We start from the raw sequence: 23,717 nt of genomic DNA on the forward strand, positions 1-23,717 counted from the left end.
GCCACTTTTTCCACGGCAATATGCCGACAAAACAACCATAGGACGGGTCAAGACAATGGCGGCTCCCATCAAGTTCGGCGTTGGCCAAAGCGTGCTGCGCAAGGAGGATGACGCGCTCATCCGCGGCAAGGGCCGCTATACCGACGATTATGCGCCGCAGGCCGCGCTCCGCTGCTTGATGCTGCGCTCGCCGCATGCGCATGCCAAATACACCATCGATGCGAGCCGTGCCCGCAGCCTGCCCGGCGTCGCGCTGATCCTGACCGCCGACGACGTGAAGGACCTCGGCAATCTGCCGTGCCTGTTCAATCTCGAGACCGATCCGTTCACCGGCCCGCCTTACCCGATCCTCGCCAAGGACGAGGTGCGCCATGTCGGCGATGCCATCGCCTTCGTCGTCGCAGAGACCATCGACCAGGCGCGGGACGCGATCGAGGCGATCGAGGTCAAATGGTCGCCGCTGCCGGCGGTGACCGGCGTCGTCAACGCCGTGAAGAAGGGCGCGCCGCAGGTCTGGCCGGACAAGGCCGGCAACGTGCTGTTCGACGTCTCGATCGGCGACAAGGCGGCGACGGACGCTGCCTTTGCCAAGGCGCATGCAGTCGCCGAGATCTCCATCGTCAATCCGCGCGTGGTCGCGAGCTTCATGGAGACGCGTGCGGCGGTGTGCGAATACGACGCCAAGCGCGACCATCTGACGCTGACGGTCGGCAGCCAGGGCAGCCACCGCCTGCGCGACATCCTGTGCCAGAACGTGCTCAACATCCCCACCGACAAGATGCGGGTGATCTGCCCCGACGTCGGTGGCGGTTTCGGCACGAAGCTGTTTCCGTACCGGGAATACGCCCTGATGGCGGTCGCGGCGCGCAAGCTGAAGAAGGCGGTGAAATGGGCGGCCGACCGCTCCGAGCATTTCATGGGCGATGCGCAGGGCCGCGACAACGTCACCACCGCGAAGATGGCACTGGCCGAGGATGGCAAGTTCCTCGCGATGGATTGCGATCTGATGGGCGACATGGGCGCGTATCTGTCGACCTTCGGGCCCTACATCCCCCATGGCGGTGCCGGCATGCTGCCGGGCCTCTACGACATCCAGGCCTTCCACTGCCGGGTGCGCACCATCTTCACCCACAGCGTGCCGGTGGACGCCTATCGCGGTGCGGGCCGGCCCGAGGCGGCCTACGTGATCGAGCGCCTGGTCGATGCCTGCGCACGAAAACTCGGCATGACGCCGGATGTCATCCGCCGCAAGAATTTCATCCCGCCGAAGGCGCTGCCCTACAAGACCGCCACCGGCAAGGTCTACGATTCCGGCGACTTCGCCGCGCATCTGAAGCGCGCGATGGAGATCGCGGAATGGAAGGAGTTTCCCAAGCGTGCCAAGGCGGCCAAGAAGCACGGGCTTATCCGCGGCATCGGCCTTGCGAGCTATGTCGAGATTTGCGGCGTGATGGGTGAGGAGACGGCCAATGTCCGCCTCGATCCCAATGGCGACGTCACCGTGCTGATCGGCACGCAATCGAGCGGGCAGGGCCATCAGACCGCCTATGCGCAGATCGTCGCGGAGCAGTTCGGCCTGCCGCCGGAGCGCGTGCATATCCACCAGGGCGATACCGACGAGATCGCGACGGGCCTCGGCACCGGCGGCTCGGCCTCGATCCCCACGGGCGGAGTCTGCGTGGAGCGCGCTGCGGGCGATCTGGGCAAGAAGCTGAAGGAGCTTGCAGCGCAGGCGCTGGAAGCGAGCGCCGGCGACCTCGAGATTACCGACGGTGTGGTCCGCATCTCCGGCACCGACCGTTCGATCTCCTTCGCCGATCTCACCAAGCGGCCCGGCGCTGATCCGTCGAAGCTGAATGGCAGCGCGACCTTCGCCAGCGCCGACGGCACCTATCCGAACGGCACGCATCTGGCGGAGGTCGAGATCGATCCGGCCACCGGCATCATCAGAATCGTCAACTACGTGATCGTCGACGATTTCGGCAAGACGCTCAATCCGCTGCTGCTGGCCGGCCAGGTCCATGGCGGCGCCATGCAGGGCATCGGCCAGGCGCTGATGGAGCAGGTAGTTTATGGCGCCACCGACGGCCAGCTGATCACCGCCACCTACATGGACTACGCGCTGCCGCGGGCGGCGGACGGTCCGTCCTTCGTGTTCGAGACCCACAACATCCCCTGCAAGACCAATCCGCTGGGAGTGAAGGGGGCGGGCGAGGCCGGCGCGATCGGTTCCTGTCCGGCCGTCGTCAACGCCATCGTCGACGCCCTCTGGCGCGAATACAAGATCGACCACATCGACATGCCGGCAACGCCGGAACGGGTGTGGATCGCCATCAGCGAGCACCACCGCCGCCACAGCCTCTGACCCCGATCTCCGCGCGCACGGGAATAAACGCGCCGCGCGGGGTTCTATCCATGATGGGTCCCGGCTTCCCCTGAAGCCGGTGAGGTCTCATTCCCTGAACGTATCGAGAGCCGGAGAAACGGACCAATGAAGCGGACGATGATTGTCGCGGGCGCCCTCGTGCTGGGCGCCGGCGCCGTAATGGCGCAACAGGAGATTGCCGTCCAGCAGGACAATCTGATGCGCTCGCAGGCAAAGAGCCTGTACTCGGTCATTCAGAAGATGACCAAGGGCGACATTCCCTACAACCAGAAGGCCGTCGACGAGGCGATTGCCAATCTGGAGGCGGACGTCGCCAAGATCGCCAAGACCTTCGAGGTCAATCCCAAGCAGGACGTCGTGAATGCGTCCTACGGCTCCTCGCCGAAGGTCTGGCAGAACAAAGCCGATTTCGACTCCAAGATCCCGCCGGTGCAGAAGGCGATCGCCGACGTCAAAGGCAAGATCACCAATGTCGCGAGCCTGAAGGCGGCCTACAGCGCGATCAACGACCGCTGCAACGATTGTCACGAAACCTATCGCTTGAAGTTGAAATAGCGGGGCGACGAGGAATCGGTGAAGGGCGGTTGCGAAAGCAGCCGCCCTTTTTGTGTGGCCGCGAGTCGCAGCGAGCAGAAATTCTGTCCGCAAGGTCTGACGGATCGCGCTGAGAGCAGCTATCTTTATCCAACGGCCGTGCGCTGACACGAGTCGACGCAGCTTCCTCCGACAGCCTCACGACGTCGGGAGTTCCAACGCGCGGCGGACAGCTGAACCACAGCGAGGCAGGCCATGGCAAAACCGTTCCCGTCGAAGACCCATATCGGCAACCATATGCTGCATCCGGAAACCCTGATGCTGACCTATGGCTATGATCCGCAATTGTCGGAAGGCGCCATCAAGCCTCCGGTGTTCCTGACCTCGACCTTCGTGTTCAAGACCGCCGAAGACGGGCAGGACTTCTTCGATTATGTCGCCGGCCGGCGCGAGCCGCCGGAAGGCATGGGCGCGGGCCTCGTCTATTCGCGCTTCAACCACCCCAACAGCGAGATCGTCGAGGACAGGCTCGCGGTGTATGAGCGCACCGAAAGCTGCGCGCTGTTCTCCTCCGGCATGGCGGCAATCGCGACCACGATTCTCGCCTTCGTCCGTCCCGGTGACGTCATCCTGCACTCCCAGCCGCTCTATGGCGGAACGGAAACGCTGCTGACGAACACGCTTGCGCGCCTGTCGATCGGCGCGGTCGGCTTTGCCGACGGCATCGATGAAGCCTCGGTCAGGCAGGCCTCGGAGGAGGCGATGGGCAAGGGCCGGGTTTCGATGATCCTGATCGAGACCCCCGCCAATCCGACCAACGGCCTCGTCGACATCGCGATGATCCGCCGCATCGCCGATTCCATCGGCAAGGCCCAGGGACACACGCCGATCATCGCCTGCGACAACACGCTGCTCGGCCCTGTGTTTCAGCGCCCGATCGAGCACGGCGCGGACCTGTCGCTGTATTCGCTGACGAAATATGTCGGCGGCCATTCCGACCTGATCGCGGGCGCCGCGCTCGGATCGAAGGCGATCATGAAGGGCATCAAGTCGCTGCGCGGCGCCATCGGCACCCAGCTCGATCCGCATTCCTGCTGGATGATCAACCGCTCGCTCGAGACGCTGAGCCTGCGCATGGAAAAGGCCGATGCGAATGCGCGCCTGGTGGCGAGCTATCTGCGCGACCACCCCAAGGTCGCCAAGGTGCACTATCTCGGTCATCACGAGCAGGGCTCGCCCTCGGGCCGTGTGTTCGCGCGGCAATGCCTGGGCGCGGGATCGACCTTCTCGTTCGACATCGTCGGCGGCAAGGAGGCGGCGGTGAAATTCCTCAATGCGCTGCAGATACTCAAGCTGGCGGTGAGCCTTGGCGGCACCGAGTCGCTCGCGAGCCTGCCCGCGACGATGACCCATTCCGGCGTTCCCGCCGAGATCCGCCGGAAGATCGGCGTGCTCGATTCCACGATCCGGCTGTCGATCGGCATCGAGAACCCGTCGGATCTCATCGCGGATCTCGCGCAGGCACTGAATGCGGCTTGAGCGGGCTTGACGTGAAACGTCAGTGGCTTCCTGCGGACGCCATGGCGCCTAGAGCGGATTGGACGCGCGGCATGCCGACATGATCGCCGCGGCAGCCTCGTTGCTCTGCGCGCCCGAGAGCTGCCGCACGAGGCAGACGTAATAGCCCTTGCTGGATGCATTCAGCAGGGAGTCGCCGTTGACGACGAGCCAGTTGCAGGCGGAGCGGATGTACTGCACGGCAAGGGCCGATCGCGTGTCGCGGATGGGGACAGCTCGCATTGAGCCTGCCTTTCCATGTCGCTTTGCGCGACCACCGGTCCGGAGGAGGAAAGCAACGCTCCGGCCACGATGAGGCTTGCCAGAACGTGCGAGCGCCCGTGCGCCCTTCTTCTTGTGTCGGCGTCGTTGGGCCGATCGAGAGCGCTGGAATCGAGACGCACAGTGCCACTCTGGAGATGGTGATGTCGAAGTTTACGGCGGAACGCGCGAGGCTGGCAAGGCACGAGGTTCGGAAATTGCCGGACCGTCAGATCCTCGCCCGAATCGAAAAGGCCGGGCGCTCCCTCCGCGTCCGGCCTTTCCGCGACGAAGCTGCGTTTTCGCTTTGCTTCGTCACCCTGTTTCGTCACTTGCTATTTCGTCACTTGGCCGCGGATCTCACCGCCTGGGTTCGCCGCCGTGTGGATGTTGATATAGTACTTGCCGCCGAGCAGGTCGGCGGCCTGCGCGTCGGTGAGCGTCGCTTCGCCCTTGACCGGGCTCGCGGCCGCATTGGCGATCGGGACCGCGACGCCGGCGTTCTTGCCGGCCTCGGCAGGGCCGTGGAAATGAGCGGCGGTGGCAGGGCCGGAGAGCCCGGAATAGCTGACGGTCCACGACAGCTTCTTGCTGGCAGCGTCATAGTCGAGCTCGGCCGTTCCGGTGCCGCTGCTGGTGTTGGCGGGTACTTCGGATTTGCCGTCCAGCGTCGCCTTCAGTTTCTCCGCGCTGGCCGGGGCGGCGAACGCAACGGCAGCTCCGAGTGCCAGTGTGGCAAAAACGGCTTTGGTCATGGGTCTCTCCCTGTTGACGCCTGATTGCTGTCAACTTCCAAACAGTACGTCTTGCAGTTTATTCCCGCATTACAGCCGGACCATCTAAAATATTCGTGGCTGGATCGGGCGCGGCATGACCCGTAAGTTCGCGCGCTCACGATGGAATCATTGAATGCTGCGACGAACGCTTCTTGCCGCCCTGATCGCCGCCGTTGCGGCTTTCGGCCTTTATTGGCGGTTGACCGCCCCGGCGGCGCTGGCCGCGCCGGCGCCGACACGCAACCCCGATCTTGCCAACGGGCAGGAGCTGTTCAACGCCGGCGGCTGCTCGTCCTGTCATGCGGTGCCCAATCAGCCCGATCGCCTGCGGCTCGGCGGCGGCCTTGCGCTCGGCTCGCCGTTCGGGACGTTCTACGCCCCCAATATTTCCCCCGATCCGGCCGACGGGATCGGCCGGTGGAGCGAGGCTGATTTCGTCAACGCCGTGATGCGCGGCATCTCGCCCGAGGGCACGCACTACTTCCCGGCGTTTCCCTACACGTCCTATCATCTGGCGAAGATCGATGACGTCCGCGACCTCTTCGCCTATCTGAAGACGCTGCCGCCGGTGTCCGGCAGAGTGCGCGACCACGCGCTGCCGTTTCCGTTCAACATCCGCCGCAATGTCGGCATCTGGAAACTGCTGTTCATGGACACCGGGCCGTTCGTCGCGGACGCCGCACGCTCCCCGCAATGGAATCGCGGGGCCTATCTCGTGAACGGTTTCGGCCATTGCGCCGAATGCCACAGCCCGCGCAATCTGCTCGGCGGCATCGTCACGGCGCAGCGCTTCGCCGGCGGCCCCAATCCGGAAGGAGAGGGCTGGGTGCCGAACATCACGCAGCAGGGCATCGGCAGCTGGAGCGAGAAGGACATCGCCGATTTCCTCGAGACCGGCGACATGCCCGAGGGCGACAGCGCCTCGGGCGCGATGCGGCCGGTGATCAAGAATCTGGCGCAACTGACGGCGGAAGATCGCGCCGCGATGGCCGCTTATCTGAAGTCGCTGCCGCCGGTGCAGGGACCGACACCGCCCAAGCGCAAGGAGGGCAGCTAGCCCGTGCCGAACGCCTTGAAGGTGATGATGGTGAGGGTGTCCTGGATGCCCGGCAGCACCTGCACCTTCTCGTTGACGAAGTGGCCGATGTCGGTGTCCTTGTCGACGTAGAACTTAACCAGCAAATCATATTGGCCAGCGGTCGAGTAGATCTCGGAGGCGATCTCGGCTTCGGCGAGCGCATTGGCGACCGTGTAGGACTGGCCGAGCTTGCATTTGATCTGGACGAAAAAGGGAACCATTGCAGTCACTCCGAAAGCGCATCTGGCGGCTAATAGGCCAAAACCGGGGTGGCTTGGCAAGCGAACTTGCCGCCTTGCGGTTACCCGGGACCGACTCTAAAGCGCGATGAGATTTGGATAAATCGTCATCGCGCTTTAGGTTGTTGTTTACGCATGATCTTTTCGGAAAACCGCTTCGCACTTTTCCGGATCATGCTTTAGGAGGGCAGGGGCGCGCCGGCGAACGCGTCCCTGAGCCGATGGGCGAGCTCGGCATTGCGATAGGGCTTGGTGAGGACGATCGATTGGGCGTGCGCGCGGCCCTGCTCGACCAGGGTTTCCAGGGCGTAGCCGGACGAGAACACGACCGGCAGGCCGGGGCGGATGCGCCGGGCCTGGTCGGCGAGCTCCCAGCCGCTCATTCCGCCGGGCATCACGATGTCGGTGAACAGGAGGTCGATGGCCGGGTTGGTGCGCAGCAGCTGCAGGGCCTCCTTGCCATTGACGGCCGAGATCACGCGATATCCCAGCGCTTCCACGCGCAGCGTGACGGAGGAGCGGACGAACGGATCGTCCTCGGCGACCAGAATCGTTTCCTGGCCGCGGGGCGCGGCTTCCTCGCGCGCCTCGATGTTGGCGAGCGATTGCTCGCCGCCGGCATGCGGCAGGTAGATGCGGACCGTCGTGCCGAGGCCCGGCTCGCTGTAGATCGAGACATGTCCGCCTGATTGCCTGGCGAAGCCATAGACCATGCTCAGCCCGAGGCCGGACCCCTTGCCGACCTCCTTGGTGGTGAAGAACGGCTCGAAGGCGCGCTCGATGACGTCAGGGGCCATGCCTTCGCCGTCATCGGTGACCGAGATCAGGGCGTAGCTGCCGGACGCGACCTCCGGATGCTGCATGCGATAGTGCTCGTCGATCGCGGTGAGCTCGGTGCTGAGGGTGAGATGCCCGCCCGATGGCATGGCATCCTGCGCATTCAGCGCGAGATTGAGCACGGCGGATTCCAGCTGGGCGCGGTCGGCGAAGGCCAGGATGGAGCCGGAGCCGAACGCCGTCCTGATCTCGATGTTCTCGCGGAGGGTACGCTTGAGCAGCTTGTGCATGGAGGTCAGGAGCTCGCGGCACTCGATAGCGCGGGGTTGCAGCAACTGGCGCCGGCTGAACGCCAGCAGCCGCTGCGTCAGCTCCGCGCCGCGTTCGCCCGACTGGCAGATGTCGTCGGCGAAACGCTTGAGGTCAGGACGGGCCTTGAGCTGGTCGCTGAGATATTCCGCGTTGCCGATGATGACGGTGAGCAGATTGTTGAAGTCATGGGCGATGCCGCCGGAGAGCTGGCCGACCGTTTCCATCTTCTGCGCTTGCTGCAGCTGCTGCTCGGTCAGCTTGCGCCTGGTCAGGTCGTGAACGATGCCGACATAGATCAGCTCGCCGTCCTGCCAGGCCTGCCCCACCGACAGGTCCATCGGAAAGCTCGATCCGTCCTTGCGCACGCCGACCGCTTCCCCGGTTGCGAGGCGCCGTTCTTGAGCGGTGGATGGGGGCCGCTTCTCGTCGGACATCAGCATGCCGATGTCGCGATTCATGACCTCGGCGGCGCGATAGCCGAACAGCCGTTCGCAGGCGGGATTGAACAGGAGAATGTGGGCTTGCGCGTCGAACAGGATGACGCCGTCGACCGCGGTGTCGACCACGGCGGTGAGGCGCGTCATGCTCTCGCGCAGCGCGCGCTGGGCTTCACTGACCTGGCCGAGCAGCTGCGCCGCATCCCGGTTCTTGGTCTCCTCCTCCAAGAGTGCGGCCTGGACCTGCCGGAGCTCGAACGGCGAGGGGATGGTCAGGATCTTCGGCAGCAGCGGCCAGAGCGCGCCCGCGGTGAAGACCGACGCCACGGCGGTGAGCGCCTTGACGATGCCCTCGATGCCGTAGACCGGCACCCAGAGCGTGTAGATCGACAGCACATGCGTCAGGCCACAGGCCATGATGAAGACGGCGAACGCCCAAAACACCCATCCGAACTTGAGGTCGCGCCGTTTGGTGACGAGGATCGCAAGCGCGAACGGGATCGAGAAATATGCCAGTGCAATGCTGGCGTCCGAGACGACGTGCAGCCATATCAGCTCAGGCTCCCAGAGCAGGCAGATGCCGTGCGGGGAGAACATCGAGGAGTCGAGGAGACGTTCGAAATAGGCCCACATGATTGGGTTCCCGAGAGGATTGCGAGCCGGGGCCGGCCCGCAACATGGCGTCGCTGGACGAATCCACAGGCCAACCTCTCATTCATCGGAATCGATGCCAAGGCCGGGCGACGCCGAGTCATATTTTGTGCACGATTGCGGGAAGACGGCGGCCCGGAGGCCCCGCTCTCCGCCTGATTCACTGGCCCATGGCCGGCCCGGCTTGCTGGCCCATCGGGGGCGCGCTAGGACAAAGCATGGCGGTGTCCTTCTCAAACGAACGTATCCGGCGATGACGACGCCCGTTGCGCTCACCATCGCCGGCTCGGATTCCAGCGGCGGCGCCGGCATCCAGGCGGATCTGAAGACCTTTGCCGCGCTCGGCGTCTACGGCGCCTCCGTGATCACGGCGCTGACGGCACAGAACACGCGCGGCGTCACCGGCATTCACGCCGTGCCGGCCGAGTTCGTCACCGCGCAGATTGATGCGGTGTTCTCCGATCTCGACATCGGCGCGGTGAAGATCGGAATGGTCGGCCAGGCCGACAGCATCGATGCGATCGCAGCCGCGCTGTCGCGCTGGACGCCGCGCCACATCGTGCTCGATCCCGTGATGGTGGCGACGTCAGGCGATCGCCTGCTGGCGTCCGAAGCCGTCGACGCCTTGCACACGAGACTGCTGCCGCTGGCCTCGGTGATCACGCCGAACCTGCCGGAGGCCGCGGCTCTTCTCGGCGAGCCCGTCGCAGTGAGCGAGGCCGAGATCGAAAGCCAGGGGCGCCGGCTGCTGGCGCTCGGCTGCCGCGCGGTGCTGATCAAGGGCGGGCATGGCGAGGGCGCCGAGAGCATCGACTATCTCGTCACGTCCGGACACACGACCGCGCTCGCCGCGCCGCGCGTCGCCACCTGGAACACCCATGGCACCGGCTGCTCACTCTCCTCGGCGGTCGCCGCGGGGCTCGCCAAGGGCGAGGATCTCGAGCTTGCCGTGCGCAACGCCAAGGCGTGGATCAGTGCTGCGATCGCAGCCGCCGACCGCTTCAGCGTCGGCCATGGCCATGGGCCGATCCATCATTTCCACAAGTTTTACTGATGCCGGCTTTCGCGCGGCGCAACGGCTCCCCCCGTTAACCAATAAGGCCGTGCGGTTCCGTGGTTTTGCGGGGGAGGCTAGCGGCGCCATGTCGCCTGATTGTCGCATGCGACTGATATTCGCGGGTAGGGCGAGGCAAGGCGTGATTCGTATTTGAAGGTGCCTCAAGGGTTCAATCAGTCATCCCCCTGTCACGGGACATTGTTACAGGCTGGCGCATGGGAAGTTACGATGTGAGTGACGAGAGCCCGGAGCGGCGCTTTCGCACGTTGTTCATCTCCGACGTTCATCTCGGAGCCCGCGGTTCTCAAGCCGATCTTCTGCTCGACTTCCTGCGCTACCATGATGCCGACACGATCTATCTCGTCGGCGACATCGTCGACGGCTGGGCGCTGAAATCGAGCTGGCACTGGCCGCAGTCGCATAACGACCTCGTCCAGAAGCTTTTGCGCAAGGCGCGCAAGGGCGCCAAGATCATCTACATTCCCGGCAATCACGACGAGTTCCTGCGCAACTATTACGGCACGCATTTCGGCGGCATCGACGTGGTCGAGAACACCGTCCACACCGGCGTGGACGGCAAGCGCTATCTCGTCATCCACGGCGACATCTTCGATCTCGTGGTGCAGAACGCGCGCTGGCTCGCCCATCTCGGCGACAAGGCCTACGACTTCGCGATCCAGATGAATCGCTTCGTCAACTTCTTCCGCCGCATGTTCGGCGTGCCCTATTGGTCGCTGTCGCAATGGGCCAAGCAGAAGGTCAAGAACGCCGTCAACTATATCGGCGCGTTCGAGCAGGCGCTGGCAGCCGAAGCGCGGCGGCACGAGGCTGACGGTGTGATCTGCGGCCACATCCACTACGCCGTGATCCGCGACGAGGCCGGCATCCGCTACATGAATTGCGGCGACTGGGTGGAGAGCTGCACGGCTCTCGTCGAACACGACGACGGCCATTTCGAGATCATCACTTGGGCGGATCAGTTGCAGAAGCCCGCACAGGTGCCGCAGGTCGCAGCCAGAGCTGCATAACAAGGGCCACTTGATGCGCATCCTGGTCGCGACCGACGCCTGGCACCCGCAAGTCAACGGTGTGGTTCGGACGCTGACCAAGCTGGCTGATGCCGCCAAGGGGCTCAGCTTTGAAGGTGTTGGCGTCGAGTTCACGTTCCTGACGCCGCAATCGTTCCGCACCTTCGCGATGCCGAGCTATCGCGACGTGCGCCTCGCGATGCCGCGTCCGGCGCGGATCGCGAGGCTGATCGAGGAGGCGCGTCCCGACAGCATCCACATCGCGACCGAAGGGCCGATCGGCCTGATGGTCCGCCGCTATTGCCGCCAGCGCAAGCTGCCGTTCACGACCAGCTTCCATACCCGCTTTCCCGAATATGTCCGCGCCCGCGTCCCGGTCCCGGGCTCGCTGATCTGGCGGGCGCTGCGCCGCTTCCATGCGCCCAGCAGCGCCGTGATGGCGGCAACGCCGGCGCTCGCCCGCGAACTGACCGAGCGCGGCTTCGACAATGTGGTGCTGTGGCCGCGCGGCGTCGACACCGGCCTGTTCCACCCCCGCGCCGTCGACCTCTGCCTGCCGGCGCCGGTGTTCCTGTCGGTCGGCCGCGTCGCGGTGGAGAAGAATCTCGAAGCCTTCCTCGAACTGGACTTGCCCGGCACCAAGGTGGTTGTCGGCGACGGCCCGGCGCGCGCCGCGCTCGAAGAAGCCTATCCCGACGCGATCTTCCTCGGTGAGAAGCACGGCGAGGCGCTGGCGGAAATCTATGCCGCGGCCGACGTGTTCGTGTTCCCCAGCAAGACCGATACCTTCGGCCTGGTCCTGCTGGAGGCACTTGCCAGCGGCCTGCCGGTCGCGGCCTTCCCCGTGAAGGGCCCCCGCGACGTCATCGGCGATGCGCCGGTCGGCGCTCTCGATCACGATCTGCGCAGTGCCTGCTTTGCCGCGCTCGGTGTCTCCCGGCAGGACTGCGTCGAATTCGCCGCCAACTACACCTGGGAGGCCTCGGCGCGGGTCTTCATCGACAGCATCCAGGCGGTCGGCGCGGTGCTGCCGGGCCGAAACCGCGCGGAACAGCCCCGCCGGGTCGCCTGAGCGGGCAAATCCCTCGCGCGGAGGTGTCTTGCCCGGGCCTCATCGGCCGCGATAACATTCCGCCATGACCGAACAGCTCCTCCCGGTTGGCCCCGCCGACATCGATGCCGCAGCGCGCGTGATTGCGCCCTACGCCATCCGCACCCCGCTGTTGTCCTTTCCCGTGCTCAACGAGCGTGTCGGTGCCAAGGTGTTCTTGAAGCCGGAGATGCTCCAGCGCACCGGCTCCTTCAAGTTCCGCGGTGCCTTCAACAAGGTGTTCTCGATCCCGCAGGACAAGCGCGCCGGCGGCGTCGTCGCGTTCTCCTCCGGCAACCACGCCCAGGGCGTGGCGGCCGCCGCAAAAATCCTCGACATGCAGGCGACCATCGTGATGCCGGCGGATGCACCGCTGTCGAAGCGCGAGCGCACCAAATCCTACGGCGCCGAGGTCGTGCTTTACGATCGGGACAAGGACGACCGCGAAGCGATCTCGCGCGGCATCGCCGAGAAGCGCGGTGCGACACTCGTAAAACCCTATGACGATCCCTTCGTGATCGCGGGGCAGGGCACCGCCGGCCGCGAGATTGCGGAAGACATGGCAACGCTCGGCCTCAGCCCCGACATCGTGGTGGCGCCGGCTTCGGGCGGCGGCCTGATCGCGGGGGTCGCGACGGCCGTGAAGGCGCGCTATCCGCAAGCCGAGATCGTGGTCGCCGAGCCCGAGGCGTTCGACGATCACGGCATCTCCCTGACCGCCGGCCATCGCGAGCCGCACCCGCCGGCCGGCCGCACCATCTGCGATGCGCTGATGGCCCTGATGCCGGGCGAGATGACCTTTGCGATCAACAGCAAGCTCTTGGCGCGAGGCGTCACCGCCTCGGACAAGGAAGTCGGCGCGGCGGTGGCGTTCGCCTATCGCGAGCTGAAGCTTGTGGTCGAGCCTGGCGGCGCCGTCGGTCTCGCCGCGCTGCTCGCGGGCCGCCTCGACGTTGCCGGCAAGAACGTCGTTATCGTGCTCTCCGGCGGCAATGTCGATGCGGACCTGTTCGCGGAGCTGGTGGCTTAGACGTCATTCCGGGGCGCGCGCGAGCGCGAACCCGGAATCCATTTCCCCACCCATCCTGCTGCACAATGGATTCCGGGCCTGCGCCTCTCGGCGCATCCCGGAATGACCATGTTAAAGAGCTCAGATGAAGAAGGGGCAGAGCGTTTCCGCTCTGCCCCTTTGTCGTTTCGCTTGCCGCGATCAGTGCATGAAGCCGCGGTGGTTGTTGCCGCCGCCCATGCTCGGGGCCTGGTTCATCGACTGGCGGAAGTTGTTGTTGCTGTTGACCATGCGGTTCGGCGTCGTGTTGAGCTGCGGACGGTTGGTCTGCACGTTGTTCTGGACCTGCACCTTGTTCACCGGGTTGTTGTTGAGCTTCACGATGCCGGTGTTGCCGTTGTTGACGCGGATCGGGTTGTTCTGCGTCTGAACAGGCTTCACGTCGACGGTCGAGCCGCCCTTGCCGACATTCACCGGCATGCTCACGATCTTGCCAGGAGAGCCGTTATTCGAGCCGCTGGTCGAACCGCTGGTCGCGCCGTTGGCAGTGCCAGCGTTGTTGCCGCCATTCGTCTTGGTGTTGGTTACGGGCAGGGTCACAATTTTGCCGGTGCCGCCCGTGTTGTTGGTCGTGTTGGTCGGCGCAGGCAGGGTGATGATCTTGCCCGGATTCTGCGACGGCGTGCCGTTCGGCTGGTTGTTGCCCGCCGGCAGGCTCCCGACCTGGCCGCCATTGCCGAACTTGCCGATGACGTTGCTATCGACCGGCTTCTGCACGACCGGCAGATTGCCATTGACCTGCGCACCACCATTGCCCTGCATCAGCGGCATGTATTTGGGCTGGCCGAGATTGCCCATCTTGAAGATCGGGGCAATGTTCTGCGGCGCCAGGAACTTGGTCGGCTGCATCAGGGGGATCTGCTTCGGCTGCGCCTCGAGCTTCAGCGCGACTTGCGCATAGGGGCTGTTGCCGTAGCTGTCATAGAAGCTCTTGTAGCCGAGCGGCGAGTTGGCGAGCACCGCCTTGTGCCAGGCCTGCGAGATCAGGAGGTTGTTGAGCAGCCAGCGGATGTGGTCGCACAGCGGGTCGTGCGGATACATCCGGATGAACTCCTGATAGTATTCCGGCCGTCCCTCGGACACGACATAGTCATAGGCCTGACGGGTCGAGCGGCTCGGCAGATTGGAGGCCATCTGCACCACGGGCGCATTCACGGGCATGCGGTTGGCGGCCACGGCGGTGTCGCCGAAGAAGGTGAAGTCGCTCGTGAGCGATGAGCTCTCCCACGGGATCTGTGCGCCGCTGGTGCTCTGGTTCACCTGAAGGCGGACACGCTTGAACAGCTGCTCGATCGGCACGTTGGGCTCGCGTGCGACGTTCAGGAAGGCTTGCGTGTACGGGCTGTGGCCGCCGGTGCCATCGAGCGCTTCGGCGCCCGGCGCGGTGGAATAGCCGACGATCGAGCCGTTCGGCGCATCGACGATTGCCAAGCCGCGGCCAGCGTCGTTCACGGTCGGGAACGGGTTGTTGCGGCAGGCATCGAGGATGACGATGCGCATGCGGCTCGGGATCGTCTCCAGCGTCGACATCACGTCGACGAGGCGCACCGAATTGTTGACGAGCTCGGTCGGGCTTGAGACTTTTGCGTCGACCGGAACGAGATAGTTCTCGCCGGCGAGCTGCACGCCGTGACCGGCGTAGTAGACCATCGCGACCGTGTTCGGGCCGCGCGCGGACACTTTTGCGGAGAAGTCCTGGACGACGCGGAGCATGTCGTTCTGGCCGAGGTCGGTTGCCGAGACCACCTCGAAGCCGGCGGAGTTCAGGAACTGCGCCATCGACTGGGCATCATTGTCGGGATTGGCGAGCTGCGGCGCGTTCTGGTAGTTCGAATTGCCGATCACCAGCGCGACGCGCTGCTCCGGCCCTTGCATGGCGGTGGGGGCAGGCTGGACCGGGGCGACTTGCGCGGAAACAGGGCCGCAGGCGAAGCCGAACAGGCTCCCCACGAGGCTAGCCGTCATCAGGAAAGGCTTTAGGCGGAACATGGCGTGCTCCTTTCGGCACTCATCTCGATGCGAGATTGGTTGCGAGGAAGACTGGCCGCGTTCGAGCCCGGGGACCGTGATCCCTGTCACCATGGTAGGTTGCGTGATCTGAATCACGCTTGGAACCTGCTATGGTGAATGGCTGGCCAATGACATGTTGCCTGAGGAAATGCCGTCACATGCTGAAATCGATCGATCCGATCCTCACGCCCGACCTGCTCTGGCTGCTTGCCTCCATGGGCCATGGCGACGACCTCGTTTTCGTGGATGCCAATCATCCCGCGACCCGCATCGCGCAGAGCACGACGTCGCAGCGCCTGATCCAGCTGCCGGGCATGAGCATGGAGGTGGCCATTCGCGCCATCATGTCGGTCTATCCGCTCGACGATTTCGATCCCGATCCGGTGCGTGTAATGATGCCGGTCGACGATCCCGATCGCGTGCCCGACGTGCAGCGCGCCGTGCTCGCGGAGATCGAGCGCGCTGCTGGCCGCACTGTCATTCCTGGCAAGCTCTCGCGTCCGGATTTCTATCGTGCGGCGGCGGTGGGGTTTGGCGTGGTGCAGGTCGGCGACAGCAGGGGCTATGGCTGCTTCCTGATCCGCAAGGGCGTGATCAGCTAGCGGGGCTGCGTTCGATCGACGCACGCTCGATGCAAAGCGGAAGCGGTCATTGTGTGCGATGATCCCGCGCATGGCGACGAACAGGCAGCACTCGAATTTGAATGGCCTTCAAGCAGGCGAGCGTCTATGGTCGATCCATGTCTCGCCTTGTGTGTCTATTCGTTGCTGTCATCTTGTCTCTGCTGCCCGCCGTCGCGCCGGCTGAGCCCGTGCAAAAGCGCCCCAAGCCGGTCTGGAAGGGCTACGGCTTCCTGCCGGGCTATCGTCAGCCGCTGAGCAACAGCATTCCGCTCTACAAGCAGAAGGACGCCATGCGCCGCCTCGCGCGCAGCGAGCGCCGCCATTGGTACATCGACCCCGTTCCGCAATATTACCGCTGGGATGGCGAGTGGCACTATTTCGGCCGACCCGGCTTCGGCGGCGGCCGCTACAACGGCGGCAGCTTCGGCCCGTGCTGGACGCGGACGCCGATCGGGGCGGTGTGGAATTGCGGGTGAGCGCGCGCGGCGGCTAGGGGAAACTGCGGACGACCTCGATCGAGCCGACGATTGCGGCATTGAACGCATCGAGGTCCTCGGCCGGAATCCAGTACTCCAGATGTGAGCGTCCGCCCGCTTCCTGCACGTCGTATTTTTCGATGAAGCTGCGCTCGACCGCAAAGCGCGTCACAAACCCAGCGCCGCTCGTCGGGACATTCCAGTCGCGCGCGATCTTGACGGCGTAGTCTTCCGTCAGCACCGGATAGAAGATCGGCTGATCCGGCAGGCGCGGCGGAAACGCGCGCATGCCGGATTGCTCGATCAGCTCCAGCTCTTTCGGACCGACGGGACGCCAGAGGGTGAGGGTGTCTTTAGTGGGCATGGGTACGATGATCGGGTTCTGCTGGCCCCTACATACACTGATGCCTCCGTCTACTCCATCACCGTCATTGCGAGCGCAGCGAAGCAATCCAGAGTCTTTCCACGGAGGGGATTCTGGATTGCTTCGCTGCGCTCGCAATGACGGCGTGGAGAGCGCGCGTCCCCTTACGAGAAGAACGCGATCTTCTCGGCCTGGGTCATGCGGCGGATGGGCGCGAGCGGGTCGTTGGCGGGCGCGCGGGGTTTTTGCAGGATGCCGCTGGCGAGGATGGTGGCGCCGAGCGAGGGCTCGGGCGAGGACAAGGGAGACGGCATCGGCAGCGTCGCGGTCGGCGCCGCGGCGAATGATGCCGTGGCCGTCATCGCCGGGGCCTGCTGCTCCATCACTTCGGCGGCGGCTTCGGCGATGGCGTCGGTGAGGCGCGCGAGCGAGTCCATCGCGATCGGTGCATGGGCTGCGGGCTCTTCCGCGACTGCGGCGGGCTCCGGTGCGACCGGCTCCGGAAGCTCGGCGGCGATCGGAACTCCGGCCTCAGCGGCCATCGGCTCCGGATTTGCGACGGCCATCTCGACCGGCTCGATGATCTCGTCGAACTCCGGATCGGGCGCCGCCATCTCCAGCGCGATGGCCTCGAGGATGGCTTCGTCTTCGGCTTCCGCGGCGGCGTCGAGCGAGAACTCGTCGGTGGCCTCAGAGGCCGCGCTGGGCTCTGCGACCGGCTCTTCAAGAGCGACGTCGTCAACCGCGGCGTTTCCAAGTGCCGCACTGTCGGGCGCGATTTCGCTGTCGGTTGCGATGTCCGGCGCGACGGTCGCGTCCATGGCCTGCTCGGCCATTGCGAATGCTTCTGCGGCGTCGGCTTCCTCAATCGCCGCTTCGGGCTCGGCAGCCACCGCGATGTCCTGCGGCATCTCCGTAAAAGCCACGGGCGCTTCGCTCGCCATCGCAGCAGGCATCGCCTCCACGGCCGGAGCTTCCGCGGCGGGCGGCGGTGTGTCCTGCGCCGGAGACGGCGAGGAACGTTCTGCCTGCGGCGATGCGCCGCCCTCGGTCTGCTCGATCCGATCCCTGAGCAGATCGAATGCGGCCTTGAGCTCGACGCGGGGGTCGATGGTCGACATCTGTCCGCAGGCGGCCTCGATCGAGGCGAGCTGCGAATCAATGAGGTCGCAGATTCGCCCGTCGGCGCCGATCTCGCGCCAGCGCCAGGAGATCTCCTTGATGATGCGCACGCCGCGCGGGATCGGCGCGAGGCTCGCCTCGATCGCGGCGGGATCGAACGCCGCGATCGCGATCGTCTCGGCTTCGCGGATGGCGCGGCGGATCTCGACCAGCGCCTCCGGCAGGCGGTCCTCGACGACGGGTTGTCGCTGTGCCGCAAGGGTTTCTTCGATTTTCGCGACCGCATCCAGCACCATGCGGGTGTCCGCATTGCGGTTGCGCTTGGCATATTCGCCGAGGAACCAGCGGCCGCGCGCGGTCTCCATGAAGGCTTCGCGGATCGCGTCGTAATCCTGCTCGTTCGGCTCGGCCGCACGGGCAGACATGGGCGAAAGGGCGAATGCTTCGTTGGCCATGACAATCTCGTCGCGCAAATCAGTGCGCGTTACAGTAACGATCACCACGATATCGACCGAATCGCAATTGGTTTGATGCAGTCCGAATCACAAATCCCCACGCCAGCCACCGTGAAGCGGCGATTCGCCGTGAGCCTTGCCCTGTTCTATTCGGCGCTGTTCGCGGTGGCGGGCACGCAGCTGCCGTTCTTCCCGGTCTGGCTGAAGGCGATCGGCATCGACGCGGCCTGGATCGGCCTCATCAACGCGCTGCCGGCGATCACGCGCTTCACCACGCTGCCGCAGATCACCGCCTTTGCCGAAAAGCGGCATGCCATTCGCGCCGGCATGATGCTGTCGGTGCTGGCGACGGCGATCGGCTTCACGGCCGTGGGCTTGCAGCATCAGCCGCTGGCGCTGTTCCTGATCTACGCACTGACCTGCATGATGTGGACGCCATCGACCCCGCTCACCGATGCCTACGCGCTGCGCGGCGTCGCCCGCTACGGTCTCGACTATGGACCCCTGCGGCTGTGGGGCTCGGCGGCGTTCGCCGCCAGCTCGCTCGCCTGCGGCTATCTCGTCGACGTCATCGCAGGCCGCGACCTGATCTGGGTGATCGTGGCCTGGGCGGTCGTTGCGGTGCTCGCCAGCCTGCTGCTGCAGCCGCTCGACGACATCAGGCGCAAGACGACGGAGAGGCATACCGACACGGCGCTGCTGCGCGATCGCGCCTTCTGGGCGTTGATCGCCTCGGCCGCGCTGATTCAGGGCAGCCACGTCGCCTACTACACGTTCTCGGCCATCAACTGGCAGCTCCATGGTCTCAGCGGGCTGACGATCGCAGGGCTGTGGACGCTGGGCGTGGTCGCCGAGATCGTCGTGTTCGCGCTGTCGCCGCGCTTCCTGCTGCACCCGTCCACGATGATGGCGATCGGTGGCTTAAGCGCCGTGGTGCGCTGGATCGTCACCGCCAACGAGCCGCCGCTGGCCTTGCTCGCGATCGTGCAGCTCGGCCATGGTCTCACCTTCGGCATGACCATCGTCGGCACCATGAACCTCCTGGTGCAGCGCGTGCCGTCGCATCAGCTCGCGCGGGGGCAGGGCTATTACGCCGCATGCAGCGGGCTGTTGGGCGCGACCACCTCGATCGCGTCAGGCGCGATCTACGCCCGCATCGGCGATGGCCTGTATTACGTCATGGCGGCGATGGCCGCGGCCGGCGCGCTTGTGATCTGGTCGGCGCGGCACCGGCTCACCGCTCATCCCCACAGTGAAGAGTCCGGCGGATAGACGAGACTGCCGTCATAGCGCAGGCCGTGATCGCGGTCGCGCGCCAGCAGCAGGGGACCGTCGAGATCGACGAAGCGCGCCTGCGGTGTCACCAGCATGGCGGGCGCCATCGACAGCGAGGTCGCGACCATGCAGCCGATCATGATCTCGAAGCCGAGCGCCTGCGCGGCGTCGGCCATGGCGAGCGCCTCGGTGAGGCCGCCCGTCTTGTCGAGCTTGATGTTCACGGCGTCGTAGCGCTCGCGCAAGGGTGCGAGCGAGGAGCGGTCATGCACGCTCTCGTCGGCGCAGACCGCGAGCGGCCGCCTGATCCGCGCCAGCGCGTCGTCCTTGCCCGCGGGCAGCGGCTGCTCCACCAGGGTGACGCCGGCGGCGGCACAGGCGGCGAGATTGTGCGCCAGATTGGCTTCGGTCCAGGACTCGTTGGCGTCGACGATGAGCTCGGACCCCGGCGCCGCCTTGCGCACGGCCGCGATGCGCTCCGGGTCGCCCTCGCCGCCGAGCTTGATCTTCAGCAGCGGCCGGTGCGCCGCTCTGGCAGTGGCCGCAGCCATGGCTTCGGGCGTGCCCAGCGAGATCGTGTAGGCGGTGGTGCGCATCCCGGGCACCGGGCGGTCGAGCAGGCTCCAGGCCCGCCGGCCGGCCGCCTTGGCCTCCAGGTCGATCAGGGCGCAGTCCAGCGCGTTGCGGGCCGCGCCTGGGGGCATGGCGGCTTGCAGGGCCTGCCGGGTCAGGCCGCCGGCCACGGCCGCCTGCATGGCCTCAATGGCGGCAAGGGTCGCCTCGGGTGTCTCGCCATAACGGGGATAGGGCACGCATTCGCCGCGGCCGGTGAGGCCGTTCTGGCTCACTTCGGCCACAACGGTGACGGCCTCGGTCTTGGCACCCCGGCTGATCGTGAAGCTGCCGGCGATGGGAAAGCGCTCGATTCGCGCCACGAGGGCCGGAACTTTGCTGGAAGTCATTTTGAACTCTGGCGAAATCTGAACCTGCTGGTTACCTGTAGCAACTAACATTAAACACTTGGGGATACCTTTCTCTGGGTAAGGGCGCGTGCGCAACTATCTGAATCCATCTGTTTCTTGCGCCCCGGCGCGGGAGCGGACATCTTGAACAGCGATCCGAAGCTGGAACGGATTGCGAAGGGCAACGCGCTGGCACTCTGCGCCACCGGAACCTGGACCGCGAGCTTCGCGCCGGTCCTGGAGCGGATGGTGGCGGATGCCGAGAAGCTCGCCGGCGGTCCGCAAAGCATCTTCATCGACGTCTCCGAGGTCGCCAAGCTCGACACGTTCGGCGCCTGGCTGATCGAACGGCTGCGCCGCAGCCTGACGCAAGGGTCGGTCGAGGCGCAGATCGCCGGGCTGTCGGCCAATTATTCGAGCCTCGTCGACGAGGTGCGGCGGGTCCGGGCGACGCCCGTGGTCGAGACCTCAACGATCACCATCACCGGCATGCTGGAGCAGATCGGCCGCACTGTCGCCGGCGTCGGCGGCACTGTGGCGGGCCTGATCGACATGCTCGGCGCGGTGCTGGCGGCGGGCATGCGCGTGCTGATCCACCCGCGCTCGTTCCGCCTGACCTCGACGGTGCACCACATGGAGCAGGTGTGCTGGCGCGCGGTGCCGATCATCGTGCTGATCACTTTCCTGATCGGCTGCATCATCGCGCAGCAGGGCATCTTCCACTTCCGCCGCTTCGGCGCCGACATCTTCGTGGTTGACATGCTCGGCGTGCTGGTCCTGCGCGAGATCGGCGTGCTCTTGGTCGCGATCATGGTCGCCGGCCGCTCGGGCAGCGCCTACACCGCCGAGCTCGGCTCGATGAAGATGCGGGAAGAAATCGACGCGTTGCGTACCATGGGGTTCGACCCGATCGAGGTGCTGGTGCTGCCGCGCATGCTGGCCCTGGTGCTGGCGCTGCCGATCCTCGCCTTCCTCGGCGCCATGGCCGCGCTCTATGGCGGCGGTCTCGTCGCCTGGCTCTATGGCGGGGTCGACCCCGAAGCGTTTCTATTGCGGCTGCGCGACGCCATCTCGATCGACCATTTCATCGTCGGCATCGTGAAGGCACCGGTGATGGCCGCGGTGATCGGGATCGTCGCCTGCGTCGAGGGGCTCGCCGTGCAGGGCAGCGCGGAATCGCTCGGGCAGCACACCACGGCGTCGGTGGTGAAGGGCATCTTCTTCGTCATTGTCATGGACGGCGTGTTCGCCATCTTCTTCGCCTCGATCGGGATGTGACGATGGCAGGCGAAATCCAAAATCCCATCATCCGCGTCCGCGACATCACCGTGCAGTTCGGCACGACGCGCGTGCTCGACGGGCTCAACCTCGACGTCAAGCGCGGCGAGATTCTGGGCTTCGTCGGCCCCTCGGGCGCGGGCAAGTCGGTGCTGACGCGCACCATCATCGGCCTGGTGCCGAAGGTCGCAGGCAGCATCGAAGTATTCGGCGTCGACCTCGATTCCTCGAGCACGTCGCAGCGGCGCAATGTCGAGCGGCGCTGGGGCGTGCTGTTCCAGCAGGGCGCGCTGTTCTCATCGCTGACCGTGCGGCAGAACATCCAGTTTCCGATGCGCGAATATCTACGCGTCTCGCAGCGGCTGATGGACGAGATCACCATGGCCAAGCTCACCATGGTCGGGCTCAAGCCCGAAGTCGCCGAGCGTTTCCCGTCGGAACTCTCGGGCGGCATGATCAAGCGCGTCGCGCTGGCGCGGGCGCTGTCGCTCGATCCGGACCTCGTGTTCCTGGACGAGCCGACCTCGGGTCTCGATCCAATCGGCGCCGGTGATTTCGACGAGCTGGTGCGGACGCTCCAGCGCACTTTGGGTCTGACCGTTTTCATGGTAACGCACGATCTCGACAGCCTTTACACCGCTTGCGACCGCATCGCCGTTTTAGGGAACGGTAAGATCATTGCGGCAGGGTCGATCGCCGACATGCAGGCCTCGCAGCATCCCTGGCTGAGGCAGTATTTCCATGGCAAGCGCGCCCGCGCGGTCATGAGTTGAGTAGCCGGAGCACTTGATGGAAACGCGGGCGAATTACGTCCTGATCGGATCGTTCACGCTGGCGGTGATCGCCGCGGCGATCGGCTTCGTGCTGTGGTTCCAGTCGCTGCACACCACCAAGCAGCGCAGCCCCTTACGCGTCGTGTTCGAGGGCCCGGCGGCGGGCCTGCGCAACGGCGGCAGCGTCAATTTCAACGGTATCAGGGTGGGTGAGGTGGTCTCGGTGAAGCTCGACAACCCGCGGCGGGTTGTCGCACTCGCCATGGTCGAGAACAACGCCCCGATCCGCAAGGACACCCTGGTCGGCCTCGAATTCCAGGGCCTCACCGGCGTTGCCGCGATCTCGCTCAAGGGCGGCGAGGAGGCAGCACCGCCGCCGTCGCTCGACGAGGACGGCATCCCGACGCTGACCGCCGATCCCAACAAGCTGCAGGACGTCACCGAGGCGATCCGCGGCACGCTGCAGAACATCAACAAGATCGTCGCCGACAATCAGGAATCGGTGAAGAACTCGCTGAAGAATCTGGAGACCTTCACCAACTCGCTGGCGCGCAACTCCGAGAAGATCGACGGCGTGATGGCCAAGGTCGACGGCGTGATGCTCAAGGCCGACAACCTCATGCTCGGCCTCAACACGCTCGCCGGCGGCAAGGACGGCGGCGAACTGTTCCAGGCGGTGAAGTCGATCCGCGAGCTCGCCGACGATTTCGACAAACGCTCCGGCGCATTGATCAGCGACGGCCGCCGCACCCTCGGCGACATCAGCCGCGCCGTGAACAATTTCGACCGCAACCCGACCCGCGTGCTGTTCGGCGCCAGCAACTCATCGCAAGCCGCCCCGCCGCCCGAGCCGCCGAAGCCGGCCGCACCTGAGCGCAGGCGGCAGTAGCGGCGCGTTTGCACGCTTCGTGTCCCGGACGCGCTGCAACGCCCTTAGCGTTGCTGCGCAGAGCCGGGGCATGAGAGGATGCATGCTCTCTCCACCCGTCATTGCGAGCGAAGCGAAGCAATCCAGATTGTCTCTGCGGAGGCAGTCTGGATTGCTTCGTCGCAAGGGCTCCTCGCAATGACGGTGGTCGTGGGGTGACGCCGCTCCAAACAAAAACGGAGGCCGTGAGGCCTCCGTT

Annotated in this window: 22 protein-coding genes; 14 read left to right on the forward strand and 8 right to left on the reverse strand. The window is 65.4% G+C overall.

Features of this window, described 5'->3' with window-relative positions; genetic code table 11:
• The first annotated feature begins 55 nt into the window (after nucleotides 1-55).
• From GGD63_RS06240 to GGD63_RS06250, 3 genes are all read left to right on the forward strand, one after another.
• Nucleotides 56-2,365: a xanthine dehydrogenase family protein molybdopterin-binding subunit gene (locus GGD63_RS06240; RefSeq protein ID WP_183240040.1), complete on the forward strand. Its 2,310-nt coding sequence runs from the start codon at nucleotides 56-58 to the stop codon at nucleotides 2,363-2,365.
• A gap of 126 nt (nucleotides 2,366-2,491) precedes the next feature.
• Complete coding sequence (locus GGD63_RS06245; protein ID WP_183240042.1) at nucleotides 2,492-2,941, forward strand: cytochrome c; 450 nt, start codon at nucleotides 2,492-2,494, stop codon at nucleotides 2,939-2,941.
• Between the two features lie 234 nt (nucleotides 2,942-3,175).
• On the forward strand, nucleotides 3,176-4,459 hold the full coding sequence (locus tag GGD63_RS06250; protein ID WP_183240044.1) for a cystathionine gamma-synthase family protein: 1,284 nt from the start codon (nucleotides 3,176-3,178) through the stop codon (nucleotides 4,457-4,459).
• A gap of 48 nt (nucleotides 4,460-4,507) precedes the next feature.
• Here the strand turns inward: GGD63_RS06250 and GGD63_RS06255 are convergent, their stop codons facing one another.
• Together GGD63_RS06255 and GGD63_RS06260 are read right to left on the reverse strand one after the other, a co-directional pair.
• On the reverse strand, nucleotides 4,508-4,720 hold the full coding sequence (locus GGD63_RS06255) for a VF_A0006 family four-cysteine protein (RefSeq protein WP_246785374.1): 213 nt from the start codon (nucleotides 4,718-4,720) through the stop codon (nucleotides 4,508-4,510).
• A 353-nt stretch (nucleotides 4,721-5,073) separates the two neighbouring features.
• Complete coding sequence (locus GGD63_RS06260) at nucleotides 5,074-5,493, reverse strand: CHRD domain-containing protein (RefSeq protein ID WP_183240045.1); 420 nt, start codon at nucleotides 5,491-5,493, stop codon at nucleotides 5,074-5,076.
• A 154-nt stretch (nucleotides 5,494-5,647) separates the two neighbouring features.
• On the opposite strand from GGD63_RS06260, the gene GGD63_RS06265 reads away from it, so the two are divergent.
• Complete coding sequence (locus tag GGD63_RS06265; RefSeq protein WP_183240047.1) at nucleotides 5,648-6,571, forward strand: cytochrome c; 924 nt, start codon at nucleotides 5,648-5,650, stop codon at nucleotides 6,569-6,571.
• On the opposite strand, the gene GGD63_RS06270 is transcribed toward GGD63_RS06265, so the two are convergent.
• Both GGD63_RS06270 and GGD63_RS06275 read right to left on the reverse strand, forming a co-directional pair.
• Entirely contained in the window at nucleotides 6,568-6,813 is a 246-nt protein-coding gene (locus GGD63_RS06270; RefSeq protein ID WP_018642903.1) for an Lrp/AsnC family transcriptional regulator, read from the reverse strand. The genes GGD63_RS06265 and GGD63_RS06270 overlap by 4 nt on opposite strands.
• A gap of 197 nt (nucleotides 6,814-7,010) precedes the next feature.
• Nucleotides 7,011-8,990 (reverse strand): PAS domain-containing sensor histidine kinase, encoded by a 1,980-nt coding sequence (locus tag GGD63_RS06275; RefSeq protein ID WP_183240048.1) that lies wholly within the window; start codon nucleotides 8,988-8,990, stop codon nucleotides 7,011-7,013.
• A 271-nt stretch (nucleotides 8,991-9,261) separates the two neighbouring features.
• Between GGD63_RS06275 and thiD the strand changes: the two genes are divergently transcribed.
• From thiD to GGD63_RS06295, 4 genes are all read left to right on the forward strand, one after another.
• Complete coding sequence (thiD, locus tag GGD63_RS06280) at nucleotides 9,262-10,062, forward strand: bifunctional hydroxymethylpyrimidine kinase/phosphomethylpyrimidine kinase (protein ID WP_183240049.1); 801 nt, start codon at nucleotides 9,262-9,264, stop codon at nucleotides 10,060-10,062.
• Between the two features lie 218 nt (nucleotides 10,063-10,280).
• Complete coding sequence (locus tag GGD63_RS06285) at nucleotides 10,281-11,093, forward strand: UDP-2,3-diacylglucosamine diphosphatase (protein WP_183240050.1); 813 nt, start codon at nucleotides 10,281-10,283, stop codon at nucleotides 11,091-11,093.
• Nucleotides 11,094-11,106: 13 nt separating this feature from the next.
• Nucleotides 11,107-12,165, forward strand: coding sequence for a glycosyltransferase family 1 protein (locus tag GGD63_RS06290; protein ID WP_183240051.1), 1,059 nt, complete (start codon nucleotides 11,107-11,109; stop codon nucleotides 12,163-12,165).
• A 64-nt stretch (nucleotides 12,166-12,229) separates the two neighbouring features.
• Nucleotides 12,230-13,213, forward strand: a complete 984-nt coding sequence (locus GGD63_RS06295; protein ID WP_183240052.1) for a threonine/serine dehydratase — start codon at nucleotides 12,230-12,232, stop codon at nucleotides 13,211-13,213.
• Between the two features lie 180 nt (nucleotides 13,214-13,393).
• On the opposite strand, the gene GGD63_RS06300 is transcribed toward GGD63_RS06295, so the two are convergent.
• Nucleotides 13,394-15,241, reverse strand: coding sequence for a caspase family protein (locus GGD63_RS06300; RefSeq protein ID WP_183240053.1), 1,848 nt, complete (start codon nucleotides 15,239-15,241; stop codon nucleotides 13,394-13,396).
• Between the two features lie 179 nt (nucleotides 15,242-15,420).
• On the opposite strand from GGD63_RS06300, the gene GGD63_RS06305 reads away from it, so the two are divergent.
• The gene (locus GGD63_RS06305) at nucleotides 15,421-15,864 is read left to right on the forward strand and encodes an RbsD/FucU family protein (protein WP_183240054.1); all 444 of its coding nucleotides are present in this window, start codon (nucleotides 15,421-15,423) and stop codon (nucleotides 15,862-15,864) included.
• Nucleotides 15,865-16,001: 137 nt separating this feature from the next.
• Complete coding sequence (locus GGD63_RS06310; RefSeq protein ID WP_026311971.1) at nucleotides 16,002-16,361, forward strand: hypothetical protein; 360 nt, start codon at nucleotides 16,002-16,004, stop codon at nucleotides 16,359-16,361.
• Nucleotides 16,362-16,374: 13 nt separating this feature from the next.
• Here GGD63_RS06310 and GGD63_RS06315 read toward each other — a convergent pair whose 3' ends face one another.
• Nucleotides 16,375-16,725, reverse strand: a complete 351-nt coding sequence (locus tag GGD63_RS06315; protein WP_183240055.1) for an ADP-ribosylation/crystallin J1 — start codon at nucleotides 16,723-16,725, stop codon at nucleotides 16,375-16,377.
• 164 nt (nucleotides 16,726-16,889) lie between these two features.
• The gene (locus tag GGD63_RS06320) at nucleotides 16,890-18,302 is read right to left on the reverse strand and encodes a hypothetical protein (protein WP_183240056.1); all 1,413 of its coding nucleotides are present in this window, start codon (nucleotides 18,300-18,302) and stop codon (nucleotides 16,890-16,892) included.
• Between the two features lie 75 nt (nucleotides 18,303-18,377).
• Here GGD63_RS06320 and GGD63_RS06325 point away from each other — a divergent pair, with 75 nt between their 5' ends.
• Entirely contained in the window at nucleotides 18,378-19,574 is a 1,197-nt protein-coding gene (locus tag GGD63_RS06325) for an MFS transporter (RefSeq protein ID WP_183240058.1), read from the forward strand.
• Here the strand turns inward: GGD63_RS06325 and dgcA are convergent.
• Nucleotides 19,544-20,539 (reverse strand): N-acetyl-D-Glu racemase DgcA, encoded by a 996-nt coding sequence (gene dgcA, locus GGD63_RS06330; RefSeq protein ID WP_183240059.1) that lies wholly within the window; start codon nucleotides 20,537-20,539, stop codon nucleotides 19,544-19,546. The genes GGD63_RS06325 and dgcA overlap by 31 nt on opposite strands.
• A 144-nt stretch (nucleotides 20,540-20,683) precedes the next feature.
• Between dgcA and GGD63_RS06335 the strand changes: the two genes are divergently transcribed.
• From GGD63_RS06335 to GGD63_RS06345, 3 genes are read left to right on the forward strand one after another with little or no spacing between them, the layout of a single operon-like run.
• On the forward strand, nucleotides 20,684-21,817 hold the full coding sequence (locus tag GGD63_RS06335; RefSeq protein ID WP_183240061.1) for an ABC transporter permease: 1,134 nt from the start codon (nucleotides 20,684-20,686) through the stop codon (nucleotides 21,815-21,817).
• A gap of 2 nt (nucleotides 21,818-21,819) precedes the next feature.
• On the forward strand, nucleotides 21,820-22,590 hold the full coding sequence (locus GGD63_RS06340; RefSeq protein WP_183240064.1) for an ABC transporter ATP-binding protein: 771 nt from the start codon (nucleotides 21,820-21,822) through the stop codon (nucleotides 22,588-22,590).
• A 16-nt stretch (nucleotides 22,591-22,606) separates the two neighbouring features.
• Entirely contained in the window at nucleotides 22,607-23,479 is an 873-nt protein-coding gene (locus tag GGD63_RS06345) for an MlaD family protein (RefSeq protein ID WP_183240065.1), read from the forward strand.
• Nucleotides 23,480-23,717: the final 238 nt, after the last annotated feature.

The sequence above is a fragment of the Bradyrhizobium sp. cir1 genome (assembly GCF_014198245.1).
In the GTDB taxonomy this organism is placed as follows: Bacteria; Pseudomonadota; Alphaproteobacteria; order Rhizobiales; family Xanthobacteraceae; genus Bradyrhizobium.